Below are 12,005 nucleotides of genomic sequence, written 5' to 3'. Positions count from 1 at the left end.
GGGTGACACAGAGAGTGCGATCGAGAGAAGGCCGTATCAATGACCAGAAACAGTCAACACTGTATTGGGTCAACTCCCTGATTCCTGCAATATTCGATGACGGTAGCCAATCCTTTCGTGATCTGGCTGACAAGTGCCTGTACATTCGCGGTGGCGGCAAGCAGAGCTTAACCTCTCCGGTCTGGTGGACGGCATCAGCATGCACTGGGATGAGATACTGCGTCGGCGCGTGCAGGTTGGCTTGAACAAGTGGTAGTCCAAGAAATAACAGGCCCGTGCAGTGTTCCTGAACTGGCTCGGGGAAATCCCTGACCGGCGGTGACTTTTACAACCAGCGCTATCGAGCTAGCGGCCGCAACCTAGTAGTAGCCGCCAGCATGCTGTGGGACACGGTTTATATTGAATGGACTGTGCAGGCGCTGGGACTCGGGTGAGAAGCTTGGACTTAGTCAAACGTTTAAAAAATGAGACTGTCAGAATTTTTGTGTGTAGGCCTATCATGGAGCCAAAGGAGCCCCTATGCCTACCAAGAAAAAGCCACCGGTCAATGAGCCGGCCATCACCCTTCCCAAGGAACTGCTTGAGCAGTTGATCCCCGGTCCCATGTCGGCGGAGAGCCTCGAAGCCGTCTTCCGGAACTTCAAGAAAGCCTTCATCGAACGCGCCCTCGGCGCCGAGCTGGATGTCCATCTCGACGGCCCCGAAGGGGGCGGCAACCACCGTAACGGCCGCAGCGGCAAGACCGTCCTGACCGATGACGGCCCCGTCCGGGTCGAAATACCCCGCGACCGCGCCGGAACCTTTGAACCGCAACTGATCCCCAAGCACGAACGCCGTTTCGCGGGCTTTGACGACAAGATCATCTCGATGTACGCCCGGGGCATGACCGTGCGCGAGATCCAGGGCCACCTGGCCGAGATGTATGCCGTGGATGTCTCGCCGGAGTTCATCAGCAAGGTCACTGATGCCGTCATGGCCGAGGTCAGCGCCTGGCAGAACCGGCCGCTGGAGCGGATGTACCCGGTCGTGTTTGTCGACGCCCTGCGGGTCAAGGTGCGGGAGGAAGGCATGGTCCGCAACAAGGCGGTCTATCTGGCGCTGGCGGTGCTGGCTGACGGCACCCGCGACATCCTCGGTCTGTGGATCGAGAACACCGAGGGTGCGAAGTTCTGGTTGAAGGTATTCAACGACCTGAAGGCGCGGGGCGTCCAGGACATCCTGATCGCCGTGGCGGACGGCCTGAAAGGCATGCCGGAAGCGCTGGAATCCGCGTTCCCGGCGACGACGCTGCAAACCTGCATCGTGCACCTGATCCGCAACAGCCTGGATTATGCCAACAGGAAGGAGCGCAAGGCGCTGGCGGCGGCCCTGAAGCCGATCTACACGGCTATCAGCGCCGAGGCGGCGGCGGAAGCACTGGAGGAGTTCGAGGCTGGGCCGTGGGGCCAGAAGTTCCCGACGATCGTGGCATCATGGCGGCGGTCCTGGGACCGGGTCATCCCGTTCTTCGCCTTCCCGCCGGATGTGCGCCGGATCATCTACACCACCAACGCGATTGAAAGCGTTCATGGTCAGCTGCGGAAGATCATCAAGACGCGGGGCCACTTCCCGAGCGATGACGCCGCGATCAAGCTGCTGTGGTTGGCGCTGCGGAACATCACCAGTTCCTGGAGCAAGGCGGCTTGGCAGTGGAAGACAGCGATGAACCAGTTTGCGATACTCTACGGCGATCGCTTCCTGCATCAGAAAGTGTGAGACGATCAAATCGTGTTTAAACCCGCCTCACACAAAATTCCTGACAGGCCCTAAAAAATTGATTCTCTTTCAAGAATACTCCTCGTGTAATCCACCGCCGGGATGATCTTCGGATCATCCCCCAACCACATCCTGGCCATCTCCTTGCCAGTCTGAATGTCGGTCTCTCCAATCTTATAGGCCTGCACAAAGTCATCAAGACTTGACCAATACTTTTTGGCAGCAGGATTCCTGCGCAGCACTTCCAACCAGAATACCGCGTCGGGAAGGCTTTGCCGGATAACCACGCCTTCGGCATGCAACCTGGCCAAGGTGTACTGAGCGTCGATATCCCAGCGGTCAGCTGCTGCCCGCAATTGGGTGTAAACCTCTTCCCGGTTATTGGGGGAGGTCATATCGCCAGTCCGCATGAGCAGCAATGAATATCGGGTCTTGGCGTTAGGAAGGAATCTGATGGGAAGGCAGTCCCTGTAATGGGTCATCGCCGTTGCATAGTCATGGCGAGCTTCAGCTAGCTGCCCCAGTATTGCCTTGGACCGGCCTATGCCACGACTTCCTGCCAAATTGAAAAGCGTTTCGGCCAAGGGCTGATTTCTTGGCACACCACGCCCCTGCCAATAAAGCACTCCCAGATTGTGCATGGCGATGGCATCGCCTTGCCGAGCTGCAGCCTGCCAGAACTGGCCTGCCAACTTAGGGTTGATCTTCGCGGGCGCTATTCCATTGTCATAGGCATAGCCCAGCGCAGTCTGAGCATCAACAATGCCTGTTTTTGCTAATTTATATAGGTCGCTAAGTGCTGCCGGATCATGCTGCTCTATCAGTCGGGTTCTGGCTTCAACAATGGACTTTTGCAAGTCATGGGGAAAGAAAAACGGAGAGGGTTGGCGATTATCGGTATCGGCCCAGGCTGTCGACCACAGCATCAGGAGCGTACATAAAAGTCGTATCATCAATGTATCAGAATTTGGCAAATAGCCATTGTATCAAACAATAATAAATTGATTTGGATATTAAACGTGCACTTGCGTCATTCTCTGCTAATTCTGGCCTGATTGTCCGGCAAAAAAATTGGCAGCAAACACATCTCTACATAGAATGCGCGCCTTTTCTACAGACGACGTATTTTGAGAGCTTGGTAGTCAGCCTGAGGCAGATTCAACTGCCGAAGATGCATTGCCTTGGGTGACGAAGAAGCAAGGTTAAATCTTTCATTTCGGGACAGATTGATATGGATATACCTCATTCTCACATCAATACACAGCATCCTACGACTGGTTGGGCACAGTCCCTTTGTCCGGAATCCAGCTGCTTAGTCACAAGCATCATGCGCGACTTCATTCTGGAGTGCCCGGCGCCAACGCAAAGATTCTTGTCAGCTGTCGTGACGGGCATGGAGAAATATCAGCACCATGCCATGCACATTGCTTTGGGAGCTATCGCTGAGTTAGTAAGGGCGAACACGTTGGACGCTGCAACACGCTCGGCTATAGCTGAAGTGATTCAGGCGGTAAACCATCATTGCTAGGGGTTGGATGATCGAAAGAAGCACTGTCGATATTGGCTTTGGCAATGAGGCTCTGAGTCGTGACCCTTTCGTAAAGCAGTGCAATCAGTAGCTTGATCTCAGTCCCCGTCTTGGCAAAAGTATCGTCGTCGGGAACCAAGCCTGTCCACAAGTGATCTTGCCGCATGATCTGAAGGATACGCTGGAAGTCCTGAGAGAAATCGCTTTCCAGTACAAAGTCGGACGGCGACAGGATGCCTGCAAGGATGTAGACCTGGGCGAGCGGGACTTCCAGGTAGCTGGCGATTTTCTTCAGGTAAACATTACTCAGGCTGTCTACCGATTTCTTGGACTCGGGAGAAAAAATTTCAGCTAGAAAAGTAGGGCTGATCTCCATGGCCAAGCAGGCGGAATGGAAGTTCTGCTGTCGTGAGGCCGCCTTGGTAAGAATCGCACCAAGAAGAGCCGCCCCTTTTTTCGGTTTAGACAAAGCTTGTCTCCCTTATCGATGTTCGAATATCATTTTATGATAATTTGATGGGTCGCCGTCAGGCAATTTCATGTTACTTAGTGTAGAACAAAAGCGCCAGACTAGGCAGTATGCCTTTGTGAATGGCTTCAAAAACGCTGCATGGTTGACGGGGTATGTACAACGGTTGAGTGACAGTTCGCTTCATCTCGCCACTAGCCAGCCTGGCATCACCATTCCGATACTGCTGGAACAATCGCCGGCTTCACTTCAACTGGAAAGTGGTCAGGCGGTATCTGTTTATTGCCGCGTGATTGCTTCTATGGGGCACGGTCAGCCCGTGCCGATGCTGAAAGCCATCGGCTTTGACCGGCCGAACATAGTCAACCTGACGCCACGTGAAGTCTTCCGCATGGCCCTTGGGTCTCCATCAGAATTCGGCAGCACTCCACCAGTTGATCGTGCAAGTCCGACTTCCAATTCAGTGCATTTGTCGGGGTTGCTGGAACGGCTAGACGGGTTGGCACATTCCCGAAACCCTGGGATTCAATTACTGATCCGGCAATATGCCAAGGATGGAGTCTCGATACCAGTCAGAATATATGGCAAGCGTCAGGGTTTGTATCGGCGGCGGCTTCAGGTCGGGATGCCTGTCTTCATTGAGGGATCATACCGGGTAATGATTGGGAAGCAAGGTGACAGTCTTGCCCCCTTCATTCAAACCACCGATGTACGTATCCCGCAACGTGGCAAGGACATACTGGCAATTCCGGAGTGGGCTTACCGGTACATGGCGGAGCGGACAACGGACCCTGAAATAAGCGCGTACATCGATCAGATGTTCTCTCGCGATTTTCAGGATTCACCGGACGGCAATCTGCCATCTGTGATCGATGAGTTGTAGCATCAATGCCTCATCCTTTTGGTCTGCTGGCCCGTGGATTGACCGTGGCAATGGGGTGGTGGCTCATCCTAACGGTCATGGCGGCCCACGCAGGAATAGAACCATTTCGCGGGCTCCCGTTGCGCTGGCTGACGTGGTTGGCCGGTATGGTTATCGCGGCGCTCATTGTTCTAGAGTTGCATCGCCGTGATAAATCACGCAAGGCACAGAGTCTTCAGCCGAGTCATTTCTATGGAGTGGATGTCAATCTTGGATGCTTTCCAAGTCAGATTTCTCACAACAAGACTGTTCTACCGGAGGTTGTTGGTCATTGGGTCAGCGCATCTTCCGCTTTGGAGCGGGTTTACCATGACGCGCTTTGCGCTATCACATCGCTCCTGAACGAAGAACAGGTAATTGATGCGCTAAACGACTGCCGCTGTCTTCATCGAGGACTCGCTCAATTCAATTACGAAGGCCTGCAAATCGGTAACAGAAGGATTCCACCAAAAGCTGCGGATTTTACTTTCGACAAGTCGGACCCTCTCATTCCGATACTCTGTTTCAGCCTGAAACTCACCCATTCCCGGCTAAACCAGGCGGTGATGTCTTATCACGCGATACGTCAACTGCCATTCAAAGATCAACATGTCCTGACACAAGTATTGGCGGGTATGGATGCAGGGGAAAACATACCGCTAATCAAGGGCACGAAAGGAGATGATGATTTTTCAATTCGCGATGATCGCACCGCTGCCTTGTTGATACTGCTCAAGCAGTTACAACCTCAGAAGAGCCAAGTGGTCGCTGAAGCTGAGGAGCCCGAAACTGAATGTGTTAACCCTGTCTTCCAAAGGTTTTACGACCTGATGCATGAGACTGGGAGAATCAACGGCCAAAGGCAGGGGGAACGACTTGGATTTCTTCATGGAGAGAGGCTCTATCTGCATTGGCCGAACTTGATCGAAGCTTTGGCCAAGAGTCTTTCGGATTCAGGGGCCGTCCTGCCAATTGAGGAGGTTGCTGATCAGCTACTCTTGATGTTGGCTGAAAAAGAGATGCTGGTTACATCGCTGCACGATCAACAACTGAGTGCAAAGGAGGCTCGTTTTAAGGTCGTTTTCACGGGAAAGCTCGGAGAGCAGGAACATCGGAATGAGTTCAACGATATGTTGATCGTGTTGTGGCGATCGCATTTTCCATTAATGTCCCGTCTGCGAAATAGTCGTTTCACCCCGGAAGTGATGTGTCCGAGTCACCAGAGCAGACCACGGCCCATAGCCCAGGAGAAGATGCTCGGCAAACCATCTCAAAAGACAGCTTTGGATAAGACATCCTTTGAAGTCACCAATACGGCTAACATGCCTGGGTCAACGCATGCATCCGTAAAGAAGGGGCTGGAGCTTCCGTCTGGCCCACATCTTCGTGATCACATTGCCACTACTCTGGACACGATGCTTCAAAACGCAAATAACGATACCTCGGCACCTATCCGGAAGAACACGGATTCAGAAGGGCGCGTCTGGCTGTATGTCAGCTTAGCTGCGGTTCGGGAGGGTTTGCTGGAAGGGATAACCGAAGCGGATTTGCGCAACTTGATAGTCAGCGAAACTCCAGGAGTCATCTGTATCAAGAACCAGAGGCAGAAAAGGATTTACGGATTTTGTCTCGGTGAGATTCCTGTGCAAGAAGCCACCGGGGATCTGGCGTAATTGCGGGGCTGATTTACTGGTCTTCCCCTAGGGACAAACATACACTAACCTCCAAGAGTAACGAGAACGAGAGCTTTCAAAATGCTGTTATTCAACGTGATGCCCTTGGTGAGCCTGAAGGCAATGCCATCACTGCCCGTTTCCTATGATGAGGTCAATGCAATACTAGGGGATAGGGCGATTAACAATCAGCGTGAAAAGCGTCTTAATCTCGAAAAGCCCATGAGCGAAGCACATCGAGAGTTGATCGATATCTACCGTGGGTCCGGGCTGACTGTAAACGGCTTCGCCGCTGCACTCTCCATTTCGAAAGTTCGTTTGTGCTCGTATTTGTATGTTCTGACTAAAGCGGTTCCTGAAGACATCATGAAACGCGCACGGCGTTTTCAGCGTGGTCATATGCAGGTATACAAGCAGACAGCTGAACTGCCCGTTTCCGAGATTTATGCGAGTTGGTGCCGATCGTTGGAAATTGATCCTGGCAGTGCATTGTCACTGGTCATTATCAGCTTTGTTCTCGGAGGGGTTCCGCCATTGACGATCCGGCGTTGGCGAGACAATCAGAATCGTCCAACCGAAGAAAAGATTGCTCGTTATGACGCAATTGTGAATCGCTTGGTCAATTCTTTGGAACAAAATCCGGAGGTGACTGATGCTGCTACACGTGAAAAAGCCTTAAAAGCCGAAGTACGCCGTCTTGTAGAAGACTATCTGGAAAAAGATGGAGAACTTGCGAACGCTCAGCGCACGATTCTGAACTATATCGGATGAGTTAGCCCGGCTTTTATTATTACTATTTGATACATTGCTTGAAGCCCGGTAAAGTTCGCTCCCTTCTGTAGTCGGGGGTGTGCCGGGCGCATGCGGATTGAGACTCTTCGAAAAATCACCTTTGCCGGGCCGGCTGACGCGGCCGCCCTCCTGCTGTGGGGAGGTGGGCTCGTTCTGAGTTCCAGCTATTTCACCTTCCCCTCTGAAACCTTGCATCAGTTGAGTGTCGGCCTGTGTTCGGCGGCCGGTGCATGGTGGCTGATCTCGGAGCGATTACTACACGGCCTGCGCGAGCGTTTCGTGTTGGAGACCAAGCACGCCGTTCGCTCCTCCGAGATTCTAATTGCCCCGGATGATATTGATGCTCAGGAAAATGCTCTCCTGTTCGGATATACGGTTGATCGGGGTGAGCCACTCTTCATTTCCTATAACTTCCTGATGCGCCATGTCTGGATACTGGGGCAATCCGGGGTCGGCAAGACGGTCCTCGGCACCAATCTTATGGCTCAGCAAATCGCCAAAGGAGGAGGGTTATTGTTCATTGATGGCAAGATGAACGCAGCCGACCTCAACACGATGTATCAGCTCTGCAAGTGGGCAGGACGGGAGCATGATTTGCTGGTGATCAATCCGGGAAATCCGTCGACAAGCAATTCCTATAATCCCATCTTGTACGGTGATCCTGATGAAGTGGCCTCAAGATTGCTCTCCCTGATTCCGTCATCGGAGAACAACCCCGGTGCCGACTATTACCGGCAAAGTGCCAAGCAAGGCATTACCACCCTGGTAGCGGCCCTTCAGGAAACGCGACTGGCTTATAACTTCATTGACCTCACCATCCTTCTACTTAACGGCCGAGCCCTGCAGCACCTGGAGTCACTGCTGATCCGGGATGCTCCGTCCAGCCCCGTAACGCACAATTTTCGGCTGTTTCTCGATAAATACAAAACGACTTCGGCCAAGGGTGTCGACATTGATGTCAACAAATTGCGTGACATCTTTGGAGGTATTGCCGGACGCATGTACGACTTTGGAACCGGAACTTTCGGTGAGGTTATGAATACCTACACACCAGAGGCCAATATCTTCGAGGCGATCAAAGCCAACAAGATTGTCTATGTCATGCTGCCAACGATGGGGAAGAACGAGCAGGCGCAGAATTTCGGGAAGATGGTGGTTGGCGACTTGCGCACGGCGGTCTCCTGGGTGCAGGCAATGCCCGAGGGAAACAGGCCTGATCCGCCCTACATGGTGTTTGCTGATGAGGCGGGCTCTTATGTAGGTCAGTCGTGGCCAAGAATGTTTGAGCAAGCCCGAAGTGCGCGAATCTGGCTCATGCCGGCAACTCAGACACGGGCCAACTTTGAGGCTATATCCAAAGAATTAGAGCAGATGATTACCGGTAACACCTGGACCAAGGTGTTTTTCAAGATGGGCACTTACGAAACCGCTGAGGCTGCGGCCAATATCATTGGCAAAACACGGCAGGGAGCCATCAGCATTGCTCAGAACCGCGGGCACAGCGCCAGTGGATTGGAGTTAAATGTTTCACCAGTCAAGCAGCAGGGGGATAGCAGCGCCCTCGGGATAACCGAGCGTGATGAAGAGGTCTATCGCGTCCATCCGGACCAGCTGACCAGCTTGGACATGGGGGAATGCATGGTCAGTTTTGGCGGTGATCGGCTGTACCACATCCGAGTACCGTTGATCTCAGTGAGTCCCACGCTTCAGGAAGCGTGTGGGGAAACACAAGTCAACCATTTCCATTTGCCATCTCGCAAGGGAATTAACCTGTTCTCGGATATTAATCGCTGGTTATCAGACATGGTGATGAACAGGGCCGGGAACGAAGAATGAATCAGGACTCCCAATTCGTTTGGGCGGCAGCATTAACGGTGCTTGGCCTTTGGGTGCTGGTGCCCGGGATCAACCGCCCCTTGCTTTGGTTGCTCGATAAGCATCTGGTTCAAGGAATGATCTGGATGGTCGAAAAAGTAGTTGTGTGGACGTTCTGGCTTGTGAAGTGGATGTGGACCTCGCAGTGGGTACTGATCAAACATCTGTTCACCCCAAGATCGGCCTTCCTGCCGACGACAGATGATCAACATCACAAGCCGTGATGGCTTGTTTCTAAGGCAAGCTATTGTGCAATAGGCGGTAAAGCACCTTCGATTAGAGAGAGCGTGGCTTGGAGAAGCCCCTTACTGTGTTATTATACTTTGATACATTTTTTTATTTTAGGAAGTGCTATGTTTTGATACAGAGCTTGTAGTGGGCACTTGAAGTGCTCCTTGCCTGGAAAAAACAAAACCCCGCCAAGGCGGGGCTGTGAATCCAGCTAGAACTGAAACGGCATTGCAGTCCTGAAAACATCATCCATCGTTGCTCTATATCTTGGCGGATCGGGATCAACGAGTGATGAATCAAAGGTCAGATTGCTATGGCTACCCAATACTCAATCAGGGGTGCAACCCTTGAGGGATATGCTTTTCATTCTAGTGACTGGATTGCGTGGATGCAATAGCGGGAAATTGGAATGATTCATCAGTGTGAACAAGGATGTCAGGAAATTGTCATCCGACAGGGTAGTCGCCACGCCTTTGCAGAAACTGGAAATCGATGCGGTCATAATCCTGTATCCCCTTGCCTTGACCCACTGAAGCCTGTGCCGAGGAACCTTCCACCGGTCATTGTCCAAGTCTGCGACCGCTTTCAAAAATACTATGATACACCGCAGATGCTTCCGCTATTGAATGCTGCTAATGGCAGCCTCCGGCGCCAGCGTAGCGAGCGAAGAGAAGCGGTTGTCGTCATCTTTTTGCAGTTGATGAAGTACTACAATCTTTTGACAGGCCGCTCGGAGATTCCTACCCAAAATGGTCATCTGGGTCTAACCGTGGCCTGGATTGCTGAGCAGGCTGGCCTGGGCATCAAGCGCACTTACCGGGCCATGAAGGACTTGCAGCTAGCCGGCATTATCAAGGTGAAGCCACGGACAAAGTTGACCGAGCAGGGCTATCGGGGAGTGGTTGCCATCAAGATGGTAACGGATTCAATCTTCCGCAGCTTTGGGCTGTTGGACGAATTGAAGCGGCAAGTTCGGTACAAGGAAAAAGAACTTGCCATGAAGACACAGCGGATCATTGATGATGCCAATCCTACTGCTGCCGAACATGCCCGCTTGCTGGAGTCGTTGCGCAGGAAGGTTACTCCCAAGGTTGCCCGTGAGCATGCGGAAAATCTTCGTCAAGAATGGCTGGATGATCAAAAGCGCCAGATTCAGCTTCGCTGTCTGGAGTTGCGACAGCAACAGCCGGATCTGCCTCTTGCAGAAGTCCGGCGCCAAGCTGCAATGCAATTAGCCCGCGAGGCCCTCCAATAATCCCGGCGCAATGATCGCTGTAAGCTCCCTCATTTCTCGGGCAGGAACCGCTGCTTCTTTAAACAGTTCTAGTGACGCTCCTGGAACAAAACTTCCTAACTTGATCCCATTCGCCGTATAAATCCTACCCCTGTCGAGGTGCAGTTCAAGCAGGGCTTGCATATCGCGAAAGATAAGTGTCCTGATGATGACCTTCCCCCTGTCTGGTATACCACGAATTAGTTAGCATGAGGGCTCACAGGAGCCGACATGCGTAAGTCCCGTTTCACCGAAGAACGGATGATTGGCATCATCAAGGCTGCCGAAGCCGGCGAGCCGGTTGCCGAGCTTTGTCGCAAGCATGGCATTTCCAATGTCACCTTCTACAAGTGGCGATCAAAGTACGGCGGAATGGAAGTATCCGAAGCCCAGAGGCTGCGCCGACTTGAGGAAGAGAATGCCCGCCTCAAGCGTCTGGTGGCAGATCAGGCTCTCGACATCCAGATGCTCAAGGATGTGCTTCAAAAAAACTGACTACGCCCGCCGTGCGTTGCGAAGCTGCCCGTAACCTGATGCATCGTTACGGGATTTCGGAGCGGCGGGCCTGCCAGTTGGCGCAGGTGAACCGGAAGACCTTCCGGCAACCCGCTCGTCCGGACCGGGATAGCCCGTTGCGGCAACGTCTCCGTGAACTTGCGGAGCAGCGCCGACGTTTTGGCTCACCGCGACTGCATGCCTTGCTGCGGCGTGAAGGCTGGCATATCAACCATAAACGGGTTGAGCGGGTATACCGTGAAGAGGGCTTGTCGCTTCGCTTGCGAAAGCGCCGGAAGCGTCCCAGCCATCTGCGGATTGTGCCGCCATCGCCGACGGGCCCGAATGAAAGCTGGGCCATGGATTTTGTCAGTGACACGCTCAATAACGGTCGCAGGATACGAATGCTGACCTTGGTGGATACCTGGAGTCGGGAATGCCAGTGGATAGAAGTGGATCATTCACTTTCGGGGCATCGGGTTGTCCGCGTGTTGGAGCAGTTGCGGCTGATGCAGCAAAAGCCGGTCCGTATCCAGGTGGATAATGGTCCCGAGTTCACCAGCAAGGCGCTGGATGAATGGGCGCATTCTCATCAGGTGAAGCTGGAGTTCATTCGCCCTGGCAAGCCGGTTGAAAACGCCTACATAGAAAGCTTTAACGGTCGACTTCGGGAGGAGTGCCTGAATCAGCACAGCTTCCGGAACCTGGCCGAGGCCCGGAGCCTGATTGAAGAATGGCGGCAGGATTACAACCTGAGCCGGCCCCACAGTGCTCTGGATTACATGACCCCGGCGGAATACCGGGAGAAAAACCAACCCCAACCGACCCAGAGTGTTAACTTATAACTGGTATAGCGGTTGGGGGAAGGTCAGGAGAAGCAAAAGCGGTTGATCAGGTTGGGCGTGTTTGAAGGTGAAATGGTCTCTTCACATTGGGCCAGATAAAGATGAAAACCGCTGTCTCGTGCACCAACTGGACTATCGCTCAAGTTGGTGCGATTGCCAGACCATATG

General features: G+C 53.0%; 10 protein-coding genes and 1 pseudogene. 9 read left to right on the top strand and 2 right to left on the bottom strand.

Annotation, left to right across the window (positions count from 1 at the left end; genetic code table 11):
- Positions 1-217 precede the first annotated feature (217 nt).
- A pseudogene (locus tag EV700_RS16960) lies at positions 218-422 on the top strand (Tn3 family transposase); the annotation flags it as partial.
- A gap of 97 nt (positions 423-519) precedes the next feature.
- On the top strand, positions 520-1,755 hold the full coding sequence (locus EV700_RS00910) for an IS256 family transposase (RefSeq protein ID WP_130410488.1): 1,236 nt from the start codon (positions 520-522) through the stop codon (positions 1,753-1,755).
- Between the two features lie 50 nt (positions 1,756-1,805).
- On the opposite strand, the gene EV700_RS00905 is transcribed toward EV700_RS00910, so the two are convergent.
- Both EV700_RS00905 and EV700_RS00900 read right to left on the bottom strand, forming a co-directional pair.
- On the bottom strand, positions 1,806-2,681 hold the full coding sequence (locus EV700_RS00905; RefSeq protein ID WP_165391282.1) for a tetratricopeptide repeat protein: 876 nt from the start codon (positions 2,679-2,681) through the stop codon (positions 1,806-1,808).
- A 561-nt stretch (positions 2,682-3,242) separates the two neighbouring features.
- On the bottom strand, positions 3,243-3,752 hold the full coding sequence (locus EV700_RS00900) for a hypothetical protein (RefSeq protein WP_130410486.1): 510 nt from the start codon (positions 3,750-3,752) through the stop codon (positions 3,243-3,245).
- A gap of 70 nt (positions 3,753-3,822) precedes the next feature.
- Between EV700_RS00900 and EV700_RS00895 the strand changes: the two genes are divergently transcribed.
- The 7 genes from EV700_RS00895 to EV700_RS00865 all read left to right on the top strand — a co-directional run bounded on the left by EV700_RS00895 (position 3,823) and on the right by EV700_RS00865 (position 11,837).
- On the top strand, positions 3,823-4,635 hold the full coding sequence (locus EV700_RS00895; RefSeq protein ID WP_130410485.1) for a hypothetical protein: 813 nt from the start codon (positions 3,823-3,825) through the stop codon (positions 4,633-4,635).
- A gap of 5 nt (positions 4,636-4,640) precedes the next feature.
- Positions 4,641-6,326 (top strand): hypothetical protein, encoded by a 1,686-nt coding sequence (locus EV700_RS00890; RefSeq protein WP_130410484.1) that lies wholly within the window; start codon positions 4,641-4,643, stop codon positions 6,324-6,326.
- Positions 6,327-6,407: 81 nt separating this feature from the next.
- Entirely contained in the window at positions 6,408-7,097 is a 690-nt protein-coding gene (locus EV700_RS00885; RefSeq protein ID WP_130410483.1) for a hypothetical protein, read from the top strand.
- A 90-nt stretch (positions 7,098-7,187) separates the two neighbouring features.
- Entirely contained in the window at positions 7,188-8,954 is a 1,767-nt protein-coding gene (locus EV700_RS00880) for a type IV secretory system conjugative DNA transfer family protein (RefSeq protein ID WP_207224538.1), read from the top strand.
- Positions 8,951-9,217, top strand: a complete 267-nt coding sequence (locus EV700_RS00875; RefSeq protein WP_130410482.1) for a hypothetical protein — start codon at positions 8,951-8,953, stop codon at positions 9,215-9,217. Before EV700_RS00880 ends, EV700_RS00875 begins: the two co-directional genes overlap by 4 nt.
- Before the next feature lie 416 nt (positions 9,218-9,633).
- Entirely contained in the window at positions 9,634-10,479 is an 846-nt protein-coding gene (locus EV700_RS00870; protein WP_130410481.1) for a hypothetical protein, read from the top strand.
- 249 nt (positions 10,480-10,728) lie between these two features.
- Positions 10,729-11,837, top strand: a protein-coding gene (locus tag EV700_RS00865) for an IS3 family transposase (protein WP_130410480.1) whose coding sequence is annotated in 2 segments (ribosomal slippage) — positions 10,729-10,984 and positions 10,984-11,837 — 1,110 coding nt in all. Because the reading frame shifts where the segments join, the coding sequence is not laid out codon by codon here.
- Positions 11,838-12,005: the final 168 nt, after the last annotated feature.

The organism is Fluviicoccus keumensis (genome assembly GCF_004217445.1).
In the GTDB taxonomy this organism is placed as follows: domain Bacteria; phylum Pseudomonadota; class Gammaproteobacteria; order Pseudomonadales; family Moraxellaceae; genus Fluviicoccus; species Fluviicoccus keumensis.
Note: the sequence above shows the minus strand (reverse complement) of the source record. Positions and strands in the feature narration are given on the sequence as shown.